This window comes from Vibrio furnissii CIP 102972 (assembly GCF_000176175.1).
Taxonomy (GTDB): Bacteria; Pseudomonadota; Gammaproteobacteria; order Enterobacterales; family Vibrionaceae; genus Vibrio; species Vibrio furnissii.
In genome coordinates this window covers 1,180,102-1,198,607 of record NZ_ACZP01000014.1, presented here as the reverse complement: position 1 = coordinate 1,198,607, position 18,506 = coordinate 1,180,102, and the positions used below count along the sequence as shown (strand labels likewise).

Below are 18,506 nucleotides of genomic sequence, written 5' to 3'. Positions count from 1 at the left end.
GGCGGGCGACAAATACCGGCATTCACGCCGTATCTGTGTAGTCCTAAAATGAGTTGCTTAGCATCGAGTATGATCAAGGGCGAGACGCAGGTTGGTATGGACGCAACTGGCCTCATTCGTTTTAGTCATGTTCATGGAAGGTTTTTCGCCAACGATGGGGACTCACCGCGTAGCGTTCTTTAAATTTGTCGCGAAAAAGTAACACCGAACTGAATCCGGTTTGACTCACGATTTGTTCAATCGACAGATCCGTCGACTCCAGTAAATCTTGAGCTAAATTCAAGCGCTCTGACGCAAGCCACGCCCCAAAAGCCATGCCCGTGGCCTTGTGAAACTTACGCGTAAAAGTGCGGCGGGTCATCATCACAGACTCAGCCAATTCATCCAAGGTGTACTTGTGAGCGATGTTGCCTCGGATGGTCTCCATCAACTCATTGAGACGCGCATCCGATGTCGTAATAGGGATCGGTTGTTCAATAAATTGTGCCTGCCCACCGTCACGATATGGCGGCACAACCATTCTTCGCGCAATGCGATTGGCAATGGTGCTGCCATAGAATTTACGACAAATGAATAAGCAGCAATCAATACCCGCGGCGGTACCTGCCGAGGTGATCACGCCCCCATCTTCAACATAAAGAGCATTGGTATCGAGTAACGTTTCTGGGAAACGTTGCGAAAAGTCCGATTCTAATTCCCAATGCGTCGATGCGCGTTTTCCGGACAGTAATCCCGCATATGCCAACACATAACCACCAAGGCACAGCCCTACCACCAGCGCGCCTCTCTCATGCGCTTGGCGAAGTGCCGTAACCAATTGAACGCTTGGCCGCTCATGGATCGTTCGCCAATACGGCACAATGACAATATCCGATGTCTGGAGTGAATCGAGCGTCGCGTGGGGATGAATCTCCATGCCCATGTCAGACAAAATAGGCCCCGCCTCACCCGAGATGAACTCTAAGTCAAATAACGCTTCATGTAACATGTCGCGACCAAACACGATACTTGGAACAGAAATGTGGAACGGGCTGAATTCATTGCAGACAATGACGGACACCTTAGGTATGCGTTGAGTCGTCTTGGGCGATAACGTTTTATCGGTCATTGATTGTTCCCTATTTTAGGAGCGACCGACAATGGAATGGCCGCTCTGCTCGATGAACCGCTCTACGTGATTAACCGCTCTGCGTAATCAACATAGAAGCCTACAAGGTGATGGTCTCACCATCTTCTGGAATGTAAACGTAATCCGTTAATCGATTGATGTCGACATAGGCACGCAATGCGTCTCTAGTGACAAGCGCGTGATTCACGGCGCCCATGTGGGTTGCGACAATCTTGGCGTTCGGCAGCACGACGTGTGTTTTCACGACATCTTCTTTGCCCATAATGATTGGGCCATACCCAATGACGTGCGCCCATCCGGTATTTAAAATCACCACATCAGGCTGCTCGCGTTTCATGGTGTCTTCTACCGCCTGAGTCCAGATCGTATCGGCAACTAAATACAGTTTCTCTTCCTCTGCATGGGACAGGATGACACCCGTCACTTCCGCCAACATATCGCCCAGTTCTTTGTTTTCATAGGCGGCGTCGGAACCATGCTGACAGGCGGTTCGTGTAAAAGAAATACCTGCGTAATCGGTTTTCTCAGAAAAAATTTCTACGTGAGTAAATCCCTGATTACGTAAGATCTGTTCATCACCTTCGTGCTGCACAAAAATCAGCGTCTCTTTGGGAATGGCTTGAATGGCCGTTTCATCCCAATGATCAGGATGCGTGTGCGTCAGTAATACCGCATCAACATCAATAATTTCGTCAATTGAAAATGGTAATTCAACCGTTGGATTACGAACGTCGGCATTCACCGTGCCCGCAAATCCCGGATAGGTGCCTTGAGGGGCGAGCATCGGGTCAATGAGAAATTTTTTCCCTGCGTATTCTATGATTTGTGTGGCATTGCGAATTTGAGTGATGTTCATAACGTTGCTCCAGTCTTGTGGGTATGACGTTATTTTATGAAGTGCGATATCACCACAAAAGTGGCTATATGGACACATATGGATGTAATCGGGACAAATAATTGACCCGATGACCCCAAGCGTACTTCCCGTCGATCACTTAAGAAAAATGCGATTTCCGTACATGTAACAGATCAGCCCAAGCAACATGATTCCCAATCCCATCACATGCCACCAATGCACAGCTCTGATGGGCATCTCAAGCAAGCCAAAACGATCGATACACAAGCCGGTCGCCAACTGACCCATGATGAACAAAAACATGACATTGGTAATGCCAATTTTGGGTGCCAGAAAAATCGTGGTGAAAACAAAGGCCGCGCCGATTAAACCACCCAGCCATTTCCACGGCGATTGCTGAACAATATTGACCGTAAAGCCATTCCAGTTTGCATAAAAAGCCGCCGCGATGCCAAGGCAGAGCGCACCAACACTAAATGAGATAAACGCCGCAATCAAAGGTTGACCGCCAACACCAGAACTCAATCGACTATTGATCGCCGCCTGAATTGACAAACCCGCACCGCCCGCAAGCGCCATTAAAAAGAACAAAATATGCATAGTTGATTACCGTGAAAAGACTGAAACTCCGTTGGAAGTTCAGCCTTATTGATTGATGATGAGCGAAACATAACAGCCAATACATGACGCAGCATGCGCTTAATTGAGCACCACATCCCGTATGGCTTCACGAACACCTTTCGCCGACAAAGGAGAGAAAACAGGATAACTTAGCGTGCGATGCCACTGTAGGGTAAATAATCGGTATAGCCGTGTTCATCCCCACCGTAATAGCGCGTTTGATCCGGCGTTTCCAGCGGCCAACCATGACGATAACGTTCAACGAGGTCAGGGTTCGCGATATAGGCTGCGCCAAAAGCCGCTAAATCAATGGTTCCATCATTAAGTAGCTGATTTGCTTTTGCCAAGTCCAATCCCCCTGCGAGGATTAAAGTGCCTTGAAATAGGTGGCGGAATTTTTCCAAAAATCCCTTGGGCATAGCAGGCGCACCACGGCTCGCTTGATCCATGATGTGGATGTAGGCGATGTCACGCTCATTCAGCGCTCGAGCCAAATGAAGGAACGTCTCTTCTTCCCCATCAAAATCACCTAAATCATGTAATCGACCAAAAGGTGAAAGGCGAATTCCAACACGTTCAGCGCCAATACGCGCAATGCATGCATCCACCACCTCAAGCGCAAAACGCACGCGATTCTCTACGGTTTCACCGCCATATTGATCGTGACGGTCATTCACTGCCGCATTCATAAACTGTTCCACCAGATAGCCGTTTGCACCGTGTATTTCGACACCGTCAAAGCCAGCGGCAACGGCGTTCTCTGCAGCCTGAGCAAAATCGGTGATCACTGCTTTAATCTCGCCTATCGCGAGGCGATGAGGTTGACTGGCAGGTACAAAGTTTGGTGCACCATGGGCGTCGTACCCAAAAGCACTGCAATGACGTGCAGGTCGATCTGTTGAGCTTACTGGTGCAGCGCCCTCTTTCTGCAATGACGTATGACTCATTCGGCCCACATGCCAGATCTGGGCAAAAATCACACTGCCAAGATCATGCACATGCGTCGTCACTTGACGCCATGCCTTGATCTGAGCCTGAGTCCAAATTCCCGGGCAATCGACAAACCCCGTTCCTTGTTGGCTAATAGGCGTACCTTCGGTCACGATCAGCCCCGCACTTGCTCGTTGACCGTAATAGCGGACGGTACTTTCCGTGGGCACATTACCCGGTGCTCTAGCACGCGTCATCGGCGCGACAACGGCACGATTTTTTAACGTTTTTCCACGAAGGTCATAATCATCGAAAAGCACTGTCATTCGATTATTCTCCTGAATTGGTCACGAATAAGATCACCGTGCATGCTAGAGAAAGGCGACACTTGCGGAAATAGCGATTGGTTTATTAGCACTATCAATGAAATTTATATCAGGAAAGCGGAAGCTGGCTCACTTCCAAACACAGCGATCGAAGCCAACGATGTGCAGGATCACGATGTGAACGCTCGTGCCACGCCATGCTTTTCGTAAACCCGGCAACCTCTAATGGCGTATCCATGATCACCAAATCATCTTGCCGAGATGCTAACTGCCTAGGTACCACGGCAATCATATCGGTAATTCGTAACACTTCCGCCAAGATCAAAAAACTGTTTACGGATAGTCCGATATGACGTTGACGCTTCATACCCGCTAACGCCTCGTCCGTCGGCCCCCAGAAACTCCCTTTATTGGACACTAAAATATGTTCCAAGGAACAAAATTGATCCAACGTCAGGCAACCCGTTGCGACTGCAGGATGATCTGCCCGCATCATGCACACATATTGTTCGTCATACAGGGCGCGACTGTGTAACTCCTCTGGCGTGGTTTGTGGCGTCACTAACGCCAAATCCACCTCACCTTGCTCCATTTGTCGAGACAAGTTGTCGTGATTCACCGTAATTACCGCCACTCGAATGCCCGGAGCGCGTTTTTTGAGTGCCGCCATGAAGGGCACGACGACCGCTTTCAGTGCATAATCGGTAGCCGCTATCGTGTACGTCATCTTCACAGACAGCGGATCAAAGTGGATCGGTTGCAATAATCGATCAATGTCCGCCAATACCTGTTTGATTGGGCCTGACAGTTGTATTGCTCGCTCCGTGGGAATCATCCCCCGCTGAACTCGTACGAATAATGGATCATCGAAATAACTTCTGAGCCGCGTCAGCATGGCACTCACCGCCGGCTGCGTTAGCGATAAACGTTGCGCGGCACGCGTTGCGCTTCCTTCATCCATCAGGGCATCGAATGCCTTAAGAAGATTCAAATCGAGATTTCGTAAGTCATTATTCATTGAGGGACTGGCTCCTTAAGCGATAGTCACAGCGACTGAATCAATCAATACCTTCTGGTCACCATGCAATTCAAATGTTGGCGAGACCGATCCATTCTACTTGGCATCGGCTGAGAAGAAAATCGAGTCAATGGAAACGCCATTCTGAGTGTGGCAACTCGATCGCCGCCATTCAGATATAAACACGCGTAATAGTCTTTATCTTGATTTGTGATTGGAGTGATAACAGGAAACAGCAGATGATACCAGCCAACAACCAAACAACGTGCAAACGTAAGGAATTCAATATGAGTGATATCATCTGGCCTGAAGGCTTCGTACCCGGTTTTACTGACAACTTCTGCTCCAATGAAGTCATTGTGGCCGACCTATCCACCCAAGACATTTGGCCACTCCTGAACACGCCTGCACTCTGGCCGACATACTATGCAAATTCCGCCAACCCTCGTTTTTATGACGATCAAGGCCCAGAATTAGCTCTTGGTGTTCGATTCTATTTTGAAACCTTTGGCTTCCCCGTTGAATCTCAATGCGTTGAGTATGTTGCCCCAATCAACGGCCAACCAGCGCGCTTGGCGTGGCATGGCTGGTCAGGCGAAGGTGACACACGCCTTGACGTGCATCACGCTTGGCTGATTGAAGATCTGTCAGGCAACCGTGTCCGCATCTTGACTCAAGAAGCACAAAATGGTCAGCCAGCGAAGGAGTTAGCGATCACCAAACCCAATCCAATGATCAATGGACACCAAGAGTGGTTGGACGGGTTGATTGAAGCCGCTCGCAAAGCGAAGTAACGCCTGCCCCATGTCACGAATATACCTGACGGCAAAGCTTATCGCTGAGCCGGCGCAATAATGGCCTTGTGACATAACATTGGAATGCCTACGGAAGTTAAATCCGCATAAAAAAAGGCGAGATATTCTCTCGCCTTTGGATTTAAACACACAGCACCGCCACACGACGGCCACACGACGGCCGTCACGCATTGGGGCACACGTTCGGCTGGCGTTTCAACAGGCGAAGACGTGGCAACAACAAACCTGCGATCACCACCGCAATCCCGACCAGCTGAAGCTGAGTCACCGCTTGCCCAAGTAGAAACGAGGTCAACACCGAGAAAATCGGCACAAAGTTGAAAAACAGCGCAGCATTGGCCGAACCGAGGTGACGCACGCCGTTCAACCACAACAGATACCCCGCCACCGTACCAAACACGCCGATGTACACCACTTCCGTCATGCCCAGTGCGCTGCTGTTCCACAGCTCAACAAAAGGCTGCACGTCAGGCGATAGCAAACACATCGCGCCAATCACCGCGGCACCGCTGACCATGCCGACAAAGGTATAAGGAATCACCGGCATCCAACGGCTGATGCCTTGGCTGAAGTAGGTGTAAAGGCTCCAAGCCAACATACCGCAGAAAATCAGCTTATCGCCATGGTTAATCTCCATCGAAAACAGCGTTTCCAAATGGCCGTTGGTGATCACCATCAGCACGCCGGTCAAACTCACCAGCAGGCTAAAACATTGAGCAAACGATGGCAGCGTGCGTAGCGCAATACAGGCAATCAGCGATGTCATCAGCGGGCTGAGCGCCATGATCAAGGAGCCATTGGTGGCATTGGTGTACGTCAGGCCGGTAAACAGCCCAAGGTTCAACCCGCCCACCCCAACGGCACTGACCGCAATCACCCACAACCACTGACGCGAACTGAGATGAGGTTTGGGCATCCGCGCCGCTTTGATATAGAGCCCCAAGCAGGCAGCCGCAATCACAAAGCGCCAAAACACCAGTGTCAGTGCATGCACTTCGCTGAGCGCGTGCTTGCCAATCGGAAAGCAACTGCCCCAAAAGAAGGTGCAGATAATGAGCAGAACAATCGCTTTCATGGTTGAATCAGATTTCATCGTCACTCCGAATGACTTGTCAAAACATATTCACTAGTGTATTGATTTCAATAATTGGATAAACAAGCAAAATTAAGACAGTAAATGCCAATAATGAAACCTAGCTATTCGTTGGATGATTTGCGTTGCTTTTGTGCTGTGGCACGTTGCGGCAGCTTCAAAGACGCTGCCCAATCGTTGGGCATGCCGCTTTCGACCTTAAGCCGTCGCATTCGCCAATTGGAAGCCGATTTACAGCTTCGGCTGCTCAATCGCGATGCACATCGCGTGGTATTAACCAGCACGGGTGAGCAATATTTCCAACGCTCGGCGGCCCTGTTTGATGAACTCGATGATATCGACGAAGACCTGCACCGCGACAAGCATCAACCCCAAGGAAAAATTCGCATCTCGGCACCGATCAATGCCGGTTCCCAGTTCTTGCGCACCATTTTTTATGATTTTCTGTTGCAGTATCCGGATATTCAGTTGGACCTGAGTTTTTCCAACTCTTTGATTGATATTGAAGCGGAAGGCATGGATGTAGTGTTTCGCGTGGGCAGTCCGGTGGTCGACAACTGGATCGCGCGGCCGCTAAAACACATTCACTTCATTTTATGTGCCCATCCCGACTACGATATTTCTGGCATCACCACCCCAGAGCAGTTGTGCGGGCATCCGACCATCATTTGTCGTCCGATGGTGCCGTGGCAATTGGTGAATCAGGAAAATGGCGAGGAATTTGACTATCACCCGCAAAAAGGGGTTCGTCTTGAAGTGGATGAAATCCTGATGCTGACCCATGCCGTAAAAACCGGGATTGGCATTGGTTATGTGCCCGATTATTTTGCATTGCCGATGATCGCCCAAGGGGAGATGACGCATGTGCTGCCCGGCTGGAGCAGCAAAGTCAGAACGCTGTTTATGCTCTATCGCGATCGGGACCACTTGCCGCTACGGGTACGTTTGTTCGTTGAGTTCGTGATGCAGCACTTTACAGTGAGTTAGCCGCGCCAACCCACTGTTTTTCATCACTCAACAGGCTACTGCTGCGCGGTTTTATAGCCCAGCATGTAGCTCAACTTGCTGTTCTGTTTGCTGAGCTTCTTAAACTTCTTCGCATCAAAATGATCAAACTGCCCCATCGCTTTCGCCGACAGACCAGAGCCGCCAATGTCGAGACTCTGTTCAGCCAGAATCCGTTGAGACGCCGTTTCGATGGCATTTAAGTAACCATGCTCGGTGTTGAGATCAAACTGAGCCAGCGGTAACTGCGGCTTCAGTTGCTTCGCCCAGTAAAATTCAAGAAACGGCACAGGCTGAGCAGGTTTGTCCCAGCTAACATCGCGCGCAAAATACATCAGCGACCGGTACGGATCATCGGCAAAGTTGTCCATGCCAAGTTCCGTTGGCAATTGCTGGTAGGAAATCGGCTGATCGTTGACATCAAACAGCCAAGTATTTTTGTCGAGCGCCAACTGTTTCCAGAACGCCGCCATGGTGCTGAGCGCGCGATAATCTTTGTCCACCAGCACATGAATCGGGAATGCGCTGCCCCCACCATCCATGTGCCAGAAGGTGTTAAACGTGTGATGGCCATCGGTCAAATAGAGTTGATTGTTGGGCGCAATCACCACCGTTTTCATGTCTTGGCGCTCCGTGCCGACCGGCTCCTTGCACTGAAAACTGGTTGCCACAGCCGGTTGAGATTGGGCATCAAACTTGCTGACCCCTTTCTGACCATTCGCTTCACAAATTTCATCAAACTGCTTTTCCGCATCGTGCTGGTAGCGCCCTAACTTGTAATAAATCTGGTCATAACCCACCGATGGTTGCGTCGGTTTCAGTTCCGACAAAGTGACTGAAATCACCTCACCTTGGTGTACTTGGGTCAATTCCACCGCCCAAGTTGAGGTGCTTAACGTGGTCAACAGCGTCAACAGTAATGCCGAGTAGTTCATTGTCTTTTTCCTTAAAGAATCACGATAGCTGAGGATAAAGTTTGGTTGTGACGGTTGTTTTACACCGTTATTTCAGTTGCTTATTTTCATCACCCGGCCAAAAGACAGCCGCGTTTCGCCGCGGCCGTGCCCAAACTTCGCGAAACACAAAAGCGCCACTCCGCAGCAAAACCGCGATGAATTTTTTTTCGTGTCTATCACATTTGCAGGTTCACCGGCGAACTACACTCAGTGCATTGGAGGTGACTCATGCGCGAATTTTCGTCTTTATCTCTCTCGACCCCCTTCATGCATTTCAACACGCAGACGGATCAACCCGCCTTTTGGCTCTTGAGTCAATACCTGCTGAATGAGTTTCAACTGGCGCAAATGCATGAAACGGGCATGGCTTGCGACCGCGATACCGAATACTTGCATCAATACCGCGTCAGCTTGCGCCGTTGCCGTTCCCTGCTTGCGATACTGCAAGACTGTTATCGTAGCCGAAGTGTGGACTTGCTGCTTCAGCAGTTCAAGGCCTTGATGGAACCCACCGGCAAGTTGCGCGATCTGGATGTATTTCTTGATCCCAAATCGCACGATCCGATCCGCTTTGAGATGCTAAATCCCTTGCGCCCACAGGTGCAGCTTGAACGCAACCAAGCGTTTGAATGGTTCTCTGTTTGGCTGAAAAGTAACGAGTATCGCGCGCTCAAGCAAGCCACGTTCACGAGTTTGATCGAATGCGCTCAGCACCCGACCCATCTCGGATTGGAAGATGTTCACGCGGTAACGACAGAAAAATGGACGCAGCATCAGAAAAAGCTGCGCAAAAGCATGGGGAACATTCATGCCGACAGTGCCGATGACGACATTCACACAGTGCGCATTGCGTGTAAAAAAATGCGCTACCTCACCGACTTCGCATTCGCGCTCCATATCGAGCTCAAACCCAATCTGCCGTTGAAAAAGCTCAAACAGCTGCAAACGGAACTCGGCGCATTTAACGACAGTGCCTGCCAGATCGTGTTTTGTCGCGATCATTTGGCGCCACTGCAATGCGACGGAGAGACCGCAGAGGCCATTCAGTCTTTCATCGACCATACGATGGCATCCCATCAACACAACAAGCAGCGCATCATTCGCTTATTGAATCGGCTTAGTGGCTGAGAATACCCCATCGGCAAAAATAAAACCCACCGCTGCGACGGGCTGCGGTGGGTTGTGAGACAAGCGTTAATTGTGTTTTTCAAGCGTGATGATTTCAACGCCCGTTGCTCAAGAACGTCTAATCAATCGCCGTGTTTCTCAAGAACCATATCGCTGATGCAATCCATCACATGGTTGCTCGCTTTCTCGGCATCACTGATGGTCGAGACCAAGGCATGCAGGACGGCATCGTCATTGAGCCAGTCTTGTTTGACCAGATCCATCGCCGCGTGCATGTTGCAGTGCACCGCTTGGTGATGTTTCTCTAAGCGATGATAGGCCGACAGGTCTTTAAACGATTGGTATCCCTCGCCTTCATAATACCATTTGCCCAGTCGACACCCGTGGTGATCAACCCCCACCATGTGCGCTTCTTGCCCTTCACCGTTGCTTTCCAGCCCGATGTAACCGTTTTGCATGTAGATGATGTGATCCAGTTTGACCAAGGTTGCAAACGAAATGTCTTTGGTTTGATTAATCAACGCGATGGTTTCCTGCGACGAGTTCGCGACCTGATCAAAGTTGGTGTGGAAGTGATTCACTTCATCCCCCACTTTCGCCGCCTGTTCACCGACCGCCATGGTTTGCGACACCATGTCCTCAATTTGCTGCGTCAGTGAGGTGACCACGTTGCTGATCTCCGACGTCGATGAACGCGTGCGATCCGCCAACATGCGAACTTCATCAGCCACCACCGCAAACCCGCGCCCCACTTCGCCGGCACGCGCGGCTTCAATGGCAGCATTGAGCGCCAACAAATTGGTTTGCTCAGCAATGTCGGTAATGATCTTGATCGTTTCAGAAATGCGCACGCTATTACTGCCAAGGCGCTGCGCGGTTGCCTCCATGCTGCTCATACGCTGGTTCATGTCTTCAAGCGCGACTTTCAAATCCTGCACCGTCTCTCGGCTCTCTTCAGCGCCATCGCGGTTTTGGGTCGCGATCGACAGCACATCATCCATTTTCTGGGACAGCGACACCAATTCCTGCTGGTTGTTTTTGAGGTTCACCAGCAGGTTCGATGTATTGATATGATGCAATTCGCTTTTCAAGCGGTTTTGCGTCGAGAACACGTGCGCGTCATGCATCGATTGAATCGCGTGGTTGATCTTGTCCATTGTCGCCGAAAATTCACCGGGCATCCCATCGGCCAAGCCTTGCCGATGAAACTGCTTTTGCGACGTGCGCTGAAAGCTGTTCGACAGCTCTTTGAAATTGGTTTCGACAATGTCGAGGAAATCATTCAGCGCCCACGCCACCTGCCCCACCTCGCCCAAGCCTTTGGTTTGTGTGATACGGACGTGAATGTTGCCGCGTTTGGCCTCTTCCAGCGCATCACAAATGCGCCCAAGCACCAAAATCGGCTGCTTCTGATCATGATAGGCATATAAGGTAAAACCAATCGCAAACGCCGGGCCAACTAGATTGAGCCAATTGAATCCATAGAGTGTAATATTGGCAATCGACAATCCGATCACCAAAGCCACAAAGACACCACACAGCAGTTGGAATTTTTGTCTGAGCAGCAGAATATTTTTACTGATATGACTAGAGTTCATGCGCCATCCTTCTTAACGAGACTGCTTGTACAAATCGAGAACATACCGTTCATAGCTGATGCCTTGCTCTCGCTCCACCTTGTCAACCATCCAGTTCCACGATAACTCGGGCGCTTGTTTTCGGTCCGCGCCTTGTTCCATGGTGCACATCTGATGGTAAATGGTGCTGATGACATCGACAGACGCTTTAGAGGGCGTACGACGCACGGAGTAATACCCCACGGTTTTTCCGTTCATCACATCGGGGGTGATATTGGCAAATACCCAGTAGAAATTGCCATCGGCGGTACTGTTTTTGACGAAGCCAAAGAATTCCTGACCCGATTGCAGTGTTTTCCACAGGCCGTAGAACACCCCGCGTGGCATGGACGGATGACGAATGATGTTGTGATTGTGTCCCAGCAGTTGAATTTCAGAAAAATTGGCGACGCGCATAAATGTACGATTGGCGTACGTTAATCGGCCTTGAAGGTCTGTTTTACTGATAATCATCTCGTCGCGACCAAACGAGACTTCCTTTTCATTGCTCACGATGTCCCACCACTATTGATAAAACCCACACAAACTATAGCGGTAAATCGAGACAATCGTTGAGCGTTGCTGATGGGATCAGCGACAAAATTTAGACCAATGCTACATTTAGCACTGCAACATCACGCAAATTCATGCGATTCGACGCTGCGCTCTGCGCTTTTTTTGATGTGATTCGGGGAGAAACCAAACAACTTGCGAAATGCGGTGATGAAGTTGGCCGAGTGCGTGTAGCCAGCCAATTCTGCGGCTTCCTGCACCGTCACACTGCGCGCTTCAAGTTTGACCTTCACTTCCTGCAACTTACGCTCTCGCAGATACCGTTGCAGGCTCATACCCAACTCTTTCCTGGCTGCGCGCTGCAGCGTCGACACGCTCATCCCTAGCTCCTGCGCAATGGTCGTCAGTGGCATGTCATCCACTTTCTCTTCCATCAAAAACATCTTCAAGCGCGTGGACTGCGCGTGATGACGCTGCGTGGATACAAACGACAACTGCTTCATGTTGTTCATCAAGTTGTCCCAAACAGACAGCGCAAACGCCTGACGCATTAACGCTTCGGCGGGGCTTTGGCTGCTGGTGAGATTGAGCGCTTCAGCCATTTGGCTGATGTGCGGCGGTAACGACCAGTCAAAGCGGCTCAGGTGCTGATGAAACACGCGCTGAAAACTGTCGCGTTTTGCCTCGTTCATCGCCGACTGCAACCATTCGGTCGAGAGCGACAACACAATACTACGGCTACGCACGTAAGCTTTGGCTGCGCCGCGCACTATGTCGGGCTTGGCGTAGTAGATTGCAGTGGCCACCAGCGGATCAGACTTGTGGAACCGGCACCCTTTCAACTGGTGCGTGTCGCCATAGGTCATCAACGCTTTGCTTTCCAATGGCAAAGCGATGATCAGTTGTGGCGGCAGTTCGCGCTGTGTCGAAAAGTCGGCTTTATGGACGATATCTTTGTTATGAAATAAGATGCCTTCCTCCACCATCAGGTTTTCCACCCGACCGGTAAATAAGCCGCGTTTTCTCACATTGGTGTCCCGAATTACTGATTCACTTCTCATGACTTTGACCATTTTGAAAAACTAAATGAACAGACCGCAAAATTTTCCCGTGGTTGGGGGTGCTATATTAACGCCCATAAAATCAAATGAAAATAATTATCATATAGATTTAAGGAGTTAATCAGTTATGGTGGTCTATCAACATAAAGCACTGAACCCAGTTGCATTGGCGATTGCGTTCGCACTGGGCGCGACGGCCGTGCAACCAGCCTTTGCCGAAGAATCCCAAGACAAAACCGATGAAACCGTGGTGGTGTATGGCAACCCATTGTATGGCATGGCGCCATCTGAAGAAACGGGCGGCTACAGCGTCGATTCCGCCACCGTAGGCACCAAAACGCCATCCGCGCTTAAAGACATTCCACAGTCCATCACCGTGCTCACCAACGATTACATTGAAGAACGTAACTTTGTCGCAGTCGATGACTTGGCGAAATACACCCCGGGGCTTCGCACTATGGTCAACGACAGTGGCCGCTCTTCCATTTTCTCCCGTGGTTATGAATACGACGAAGTGAACCTCAACGGTTTGCCATCACCGATGCAAAGCAAATACGGTAACTTGCCATCACTGGCAGCGGTCGATCGCGTTGAAATCATGCGCGGCCCATCAGGCCTGTTTAACAGTACCAGTGAACTGGGCGGTGTGATCAACATGGTGTTGAAACGCCCAACGGAGGAGTTCAGCGGTTCAGTTACGGCGCGTTACGGCAGTTGGAACCGCCACTACCTTGAAGCCGACATGGGCGGGTCGCTCAATGACGATGGCACCGTGCGTGGCCGCTTTGTAGTCGCCAATGCCGACATCAAAAACCAGGTGGATTACAACGACAACGACAATGGCAGCTACTACGGCACCATGGAGTTTGACTTAACCGACACCACACTGCTTTCGGTGTACGTACTGCATCAAACCAAAGACATCGTGCCGACCAACGGCCTGCCTGCATACAGCGATGGCTCGATGCTCAACATCAGCCGCAAAACCTATTTGGGTTCGGCAGACGATAACTTTAACGCCAAAACCACCGATGTGGGCGCGTCGCTGCAACACGCGTTCCCGAACGGCGGCGTGGGCCAAATTTCCGCGCGCTACATGGATCATGACGTCACCCTAGAGCAGACATACACCAATGGGGCAATTGATGACAGCGGCAACACTGGCTTGATGTTCAGCGCGCAGGCAAACCAGCAGAAGAACGCATCCTTGGATGCCAACTACAGCCAAATGTTTGGCCTGTTTGGCCATCAAAGCGAATTCGTACTCGGGACCGATTACAAGCGCTACGAGTCTGATACCCAGAGCTACACCAACCGCAGTATCGCCTCGATCAACGTGTTCGATTACGATCCAACCAGCGTGAGCACCCCGACGTACAGTTACACCAAAAACGTCCACGAAGTGCAGTCTGAACTGGGCTTGTACGGCAAAGTGACCTGGCGTTTGCTGGAGCCTTTGGCCGTGATCACCGGTGCGCGCGTGTCGTGGTACGATCTGAAAACCGTGAACACCACCCTTTCTACTGGCGCAGAAACAGAGCAAAAAGACAGCTTTAACGGCGAAATCACACCTTATGCGGGCGTGGTGTACGATCTAACAGATGAACATGCGCTGTATGCCAGCTACTCGAAAGTGTTCAAACCACAAACCAGCCAAGATGAAAATGGCGACATGCTGAAAGCGCGTGAAGGGAACCAGTGGGAAACCGGCGTGAAATCGTCACTACTGGACGGCCGCCTGAATACGCGCGCCACTGTGTTCCTGATGAAAGACAGCAACATCGCCGCGCAAGCCTACGATGACAGCGGCATCGCCATCAGCAACACCTACTGGGCAACGGGCAAAGTGGAAACCAAAGGGGTGGAACTGGAAGCGACGGGTTATCTGACTCAAAACTGGATGACCATGACGGGCTATACCTACACCGATATCGATGAGAAATCAGGTGACCACAACTCGAAATTTGACGCCATTCCGCGCCACTCACTGTCATTGTGGACGGACTACCATTTGGCTGATTGGGTCCAAGGCTTACACATTGGTGGTGGCATGACCGCCGTGAGTGATTACTCCTTTACCAAAAGCGGCGTGACCACTCACCAAGGCGGTTACGCGGTGTTTGACGCAGCGCTGCGTTACGACATCACCGAGAACATGCAAGCCACATTCAACGTCTACAACCTGTTTGACCGCGAATACTTCTACCGCGTTGGGACCACCACCACATTCAACATGTACGGTGAACCTGCAAACGTCATGGCCGGCTTCACCTATAAATTCAAATAAGGCCTGCCCGCAGGGCCAAGTGCCCTGCTTTGTTATTTTGCCCAACCCAATCGGAGAACCAGCCGGTTGGGTTTTTGCACTGAATTACACTGGAAGACACCGATCATGAAAAAAATTCTGACCACCATGGCCGCCCTGTGGAGCCTCTCTTCAGCTCAGGCGACGCCGGTCAACTACGCGCAGTTGTATCAACATCACTCGTCGCTGCTCAACGAAGAACGGCAATACAGCGTCTATTTGCCACAAGAATACAGCGCGCACCCCGAGCAGCATTTTCCGGTGCTGTACCTGCTCGATGGCGATCAGCGTCTGTTGCAAGTTGCTGGCATCGTGCATTCGTTTCGTTCCGGATTGAATCCCGCAATCCCGGCGATGATCATTGTGGCAATTCACAATACCGATCGCATGCGGGACTACACCCCAAGCCATACCGATCAACTGCCCAATGGCGATCCTGCGGGGCCGAGCTACGCGCACACCGGGGGCGGCGCCCGCTTTCTTCAATACTTAACGCAAGAGTTACGCCCAGAGATTGAGCGTCAGTTTCGCACGGCGGCGCCGAATCTGTTGGTCGGCCACTCATTGGGAGGCTTATTGGCGCTGGATGCCGTGGCGCGCGATCAAGGCGCATTTCAAGGCTACATTTCGATTGATGCCAGCTTATGGTTTGATTACCCCAAAAACTATCAACGCATTGAGCATGCCCTAATCACGCCGCTTGAACACCGCGCATCGCTCTACATCGCGGTTGCCAACAACCCGTATACACCGGGTTTTGGCCGCTCTTATGTTCATCGTGATCATTTAAATGCGTTCGCCGACAACGTGAGCACGCATCATGCTGCCAATCTGGACATAACCTCCCGCTATTACGAGCACGACGATCACCATTCGGTTTACCATGTCGCGGTGTATCAAGGCTTGCAGTGGCTTTTCCGCGGCTACGCGCTTGACTTAGCCCCAGGTGAACTCAAACAAGCGCACGTCGTGGCGAACTATCAAACGCTGAATCAACGTCTCAGCAGCCAACTCACGCCGGATCTCGGCTATTTGGAGATGATCATCAAGAAAGCCAAACGCTGGCCACAGATGGCGATTGACGTGAAAGAAGCACAAGCGATTCAGCGCCACTTTACGCCACCTTCGGCGCAATAGCCCATCGAAGCACATGCGGTGATTGGCTCGCTCGCAAATCGCCGCATGAGTGCGCTCTCAACAACGGGCGTTCTCGGCAAGCCGTGTTTGAAGCAAATCGTGTTTGAAGAAAGCGCAGTTCAAAACAAGCCATGTTCGAAACCATCGTACTCAGTCGACATAAGTCGATTCGAAACAAGTCGATTAGAAACAAGTCGTGTTCAAAACAAACAGGGGGGTTCTCAAAGCATCAGGGAGGAAGTGAACACTGAATTTCAGGCATAAAAAAACCAGCATAAAGCTGGTGGATGATTGCTGTTCAAGGAGAGAATGGAGGCGCGTCCCGGAGTCGAACCGAGGTTCACGGATTTGCAATCCGCTGCATGGCCACTCTGCCAACGCGCCTTACCTTGAACCGCTGTCGGGGTGGTCCCCGTTGCGTTCGCTGCACACTTTACGGATTGAGCGACGAGAGTCAAACAAAAAAACACTTTTTTTGTTTACTTGCCGAGATTTAAACCAGATTGACCAGTTCTTCGACGCTCAACCGCGTGTTCTTAGTAAGATCACCATTTTTTCATTAAGCGCCCAACCAAGTTAGGATGGTAATGCCAGCAATGGTCAAACAGACTCATCAGCTCCGGGTTGCCGTATTTCGACAAGCTGATGGCGTGAAAACGATTTTTCTTCTGTTTGAGTGCCGCCACTTGAGCCAGAATTGCGTCATCTTGCTTGGGCGCAATGAAATCAGAAATCACCACCATGTCGGCGTTTTTGTAACGCCCACCAGCCATCAATTCAATCGACTTGAGCATCACCGGTTCGAGGTCTGTGCCGCCGTGAAAGGCGTAGCTGAGAAAATCGCTCGCTTCACGCAACCCGTCCTGACGAGTCAGTTCATAGGTAATGTGTTCGGTCGAGAACAGCATCACAAAGCAATCGCGATCGCCGGCCAGTGCAATTTGCATCAAGGCGTACGCCATCGCTTTGGCACACTGCTCAGGAAAGCCATTCATGGAGCCAGACGCATCCACACAGACGATAAACGGGCCTTTTTCGATATCCGCTTGCTTGTTGTCGGGGCGATGTGCCCGTACACGACGCAGCGTGCGAGATTTACCCTGCATGCGATAGTTCATCAACCGTTTGTCGACCAAATGCTTGTAGAACACCACTTCCAGTTCGGGATAGGCCAAAAACATGGTTTCGTTGGGCAGCAGTTTGTTGAGGTCGTCACTTTCATGAATACCGACAATGTCGTCGGTCGCTTCATCAGACTTCTCTTCCACCAATTGCAGCTCTTCGGCCGGTGCGCGGTTCAGATCCGGATCATCCACATCACTTGCCATGCGGCCCAGTTGCTCGGCGATGTCTTGCAAGCCCTGATTTTTCTTCAGAAACTCGGCGTGACGCTTCATGACCGAAATATCGCCCCGGCTGAGCTTCGCCGCAGCCATGTCCCACAAACGTCCAACACTGGCTTCATCACCCGATTCGGTGACTTTATCCATGTTGCGAATGGTTTCCATGCGCTGATACAGGTCCGACAGCAGCTTTTCTTTGTTGGCTTCCAGCTCCAACACCTGCGCTTGGCGAATCGCCTCGGAGAGCGATTTGTACCATTGATCGCAAAAGAAATGTGGGAACATCGGGTTGTGGATCCCTTTGTTCTTTTCCAGCAAACGACGGGCAGGTAAATAGAACGCAGAGTGCCATTCCAGCTTCTTCACCACATCGGGAATGCGTTCAAAAAACGTCTCTTCATCCCAATGGATCACGTCCTGATACAACCCCAACTCTTGTTGAAAACGCTCGGTTTCGCACACGCGGGTGATGCGTGTTTTCACGTTGCCGCGCCATTTGAGCAGATGACGTTTCACCGACGACTTCACGCCACGGCTTTCGGCCATCATCATGACCTGAGAGCGTCCCATTAAATCGCTGACTGCGGTGTCAATGATACCAGAGTCAGCAATCATCAGCGCGAGGTTCAGTCCGTCTACACCGAGCATTCACAT

At 50.9% G+C, this 18,506-nt stretch carries 16 protein-coding genes and 1 tRNA gene; 5 read left to right on the top strand and 12 right to left on the bottom strand.

The window, feature by feature from the left end; genetic code table 11:
- Window positions 1-121: 121 nt before the first annotated feature.
- The 5 genes from VFA_RS15605 to VFA_RS15585 all read right to left on the bottom strand — a co-directional run bounded on the left by VFA_RS15605 (window position 122) and on the right by VFA_RS15585 (window position 4,880).
- Entirely contained in the window at window positions 122-1,108 is a 987-nt protein-coding gene (locus tag VFA_RS15605) for a GlxA family transcriptional regulator (protein WP_004727824.1), read from the bottom strand.
- A 100-nt stretch (window positions 1,109-1,208) separates the two neighbouring features.
- Window positions 1,209-1,985: an MBL fold metallo-hydrolase gene (locus VFA_RS15600; protein WP_004727823.1), complete on the bottom strand. Its 777-nt coding sequence runs from the start codon at window positions 1,983-1,985 to the stop codon at window positions 1,209-1,211.
- 135 nt (window positions 1,986-2,120) lie between these two features.
- Window positions 2,121-2,585: a DMT family transporter gene (locus VFA_RS15595; RefSeq protein ID WP_004727822.1), complete on the bottom strand. Its 465-nt coding sequence runs from the start codon at window positions 2,583-2,585 to the stop codon at window positions 2,121-2,123.
- A 170-nt stretch (window positions 2,586-2,755) separates the two neighbouring features.
- Window positions 2,756-3,862: an alkene reductase gene (locus tag VFA_RS15590; RefSeq protein ID WP_038151950.1), complete on the bottom strand. Its 1,107-nt coding sequence runs from the start codon at window positions 3,860-3,862 to the stop codon at window positions 2,756-2,758.
- Between the two features lie 109 nt (window positions 3,863-3,971).
- Window positions 3,972-4,880, bottom strand: coding sequence for a LysR family transcriptional regulator (locus VFA_RS15585; RefSeq protein ID WP_004727820.1), 909 nt, complete (start codon window positions 4,878-4,880; stop codon window positions 3,972-3,974).
- Between the two features lie 287 nt (window positions 4,881-5,167).
- Between VFA_RS15585 and VFA_RS15580 the strand changes: the two genes are divergently transcribed.
- Complete coding sequence (locus tag VFA_RS15580) at window positions 5,168-5,674, top strand: SRPBCC family protein (protein WP_004727819.1); 507 nt, start codon at window positions 5,168-5,170, stop codon at window positions 5,672-5,674.
- 184 nt (window positions 5,675-5,858) lie between these two features.
- Here the strand turns inward: VFA_RS15580 and VFA_RS15575 are convergent, their stop codons facing one another.
- On the bottom strand, window positions 5,859-6,788 hold the full coding sequence (locus VFA_RS15575) for a DMT family transporter (protein WP_004727818.1): 930 nt from the start codon (window positions 6,786-6,788) through the stop codon (window positions 5,859-5,861).
- 93 nt (window positions 6,789-6,881) lie between these two features.
- Here VFA_RS15575 and VFA_RS15570 point away from each other — a divergent pair, with 93 nt between their 5' ends.
- Window positions 6,882-7,775, top strand: a complete 894-nt coding sequence (locus tag VFA_RS15570; protein WP_004727817.1) for a LysR family transcriptional regulator — start codon at window positions 6,882-6,884, stop codon at window positions 7,773-7,775.
- Between the two features lie 35 nt (window positions 7,776-7,810).
- Here VFA_RS15570 and VFA_RS15565 read toward each other — a convergent pair whose 3' ends face one another.
- Window positions 7,811-8,728 (bottom strand): ParB/Srx family N-terminal domain-containing protein, encoded by a 918-nt coding sequence (locus VFA_RS15565; RefSeq protein ID WP_004727816.1) that lies wholly within the window; start codon window positions 8,726-8,728, stop codon window positions 7,811-7,813.
- 249 nt (window positions 8,729-8,977) lie between these two features.
- Here VFA_RS15565 and VFA_RS15560 point away from each other — a divergent pair, with 249 nt between their 5' ends.
- The gene (locus VFA_RS15560; protein WP_004727815.1) at window positions 8,978-9,877 is read left to right on the top strand and encodes a CHAD domain-containing protein; all 900 of its coding nucleotides are present in this window, start codon (window positions 8,978-8,980) and stop codon (window positions 9,875-9,877) included.
- Between the two features lie 122 nt (window positions 9,878-9,999).
- Here the strand turns inward: VFA_RS15560 and VFA_RS15555 are convergent, their stop codons facing one another.
- The 3 genes from VFA_RS15555 to VFA_RS15545 form a co-directional block, all read right to left on the bottom strand.
- Window positions 10,000-11,475, bottom strand: coding sequence for a methyl-accepting chemotaxis protein (locus VFA_RS15555; RefSeq protein ID WP_004727814.1), 1,476 nt, complete (start codon window positions 11,473-11,475; stop codon window positions 10,000-10,002).
- Window positions 11,476-11,487: 12 nt separating this feature from the next.
- Window positions 11,488-12,006 (bottom strand): PAS domain-containing protein, encoded by a 519-nt coding sequence (locus VFA_RS15550; protein ID WP_014258146.1) that lies wholly within the window; start codon window positions 12,004-12,006, stop codon window positions 11,488-11,490.
- A 122-nt stretch (window positions 12,007-12,128) separates the two neighbouring features.
- Window positions 12,129-13,067 carry a helix-turn-helix transcriptional regulator gene (locus tag VFA_RS15545; RefSeq protein ID WP_232281728.1) on the bottom strand — a complete coding sequence of 313 codons (939 nt, stop codon included), beginning with the start codon at window positions 13,065-13,067 and terminating at the stop codon, window positions 12,129-12,131.
- 127 nt (window positions 13,068-13,194) lie between these two features.
- Here VFA_RS15545 and VFA_RS15540 point away from each other — a divergent pair, with 127 nt between their 5' ends.
- Together VFA_RS15540 and VFA_RS15535 are read left to right on the top strand one after the other, a co-directional pair.
- Window positions 13,195-15,354, top strand: coding sequence for a TonB-dependent siderophore receptor (locus VFA_RS15540; RefSeq protein WP_004727811.1), 2,160 nt, complete (start codon window positions 13,195-13,197; stop codon window positions 15,352-15,354).
- Between the two features lie 105 nt (window positions 15,355-15,459).
- Window positions 15,460-16,509 (top strand): alpha/beta hydrolase, encoded by a 1,050-nt coding sequence (locus VFA_RS15535; RefSeq protein WP_004727810.1) that lies wholly within the window; start codon window positions 15,460-15,462, stop codon window positions 16,507-16,509.
- Window positions 16,510-16,819: 310 nt separating this feature from the next.
- On the opposite strand, the gene VFA_RS15530 is transcribed toward VFA_RS15535, so the two are convergent.
- Window positions 16,820-16,893, bottom strand: a tRNA-Cys gene (locus VFA_RS15530).
- A 161-nt stretch (window positions 16,894-17,054) separates the two neighbouring features.
- Window positions 17,055-18,500: an ATPase RavA stimulator ViaA gene (gene viaA, locus VFA_RS15525; RefSeq protein WP_004727809.1), complete on the bottom strand. Its 1,446-nt coding sequence runs from the start codon at window positions 18,498-18,500 to the stop codon at window positions 17,055-17,057.
- Between the last annotated feature and the right edge of the window lie 6 nt (window positions 18,501-18,506).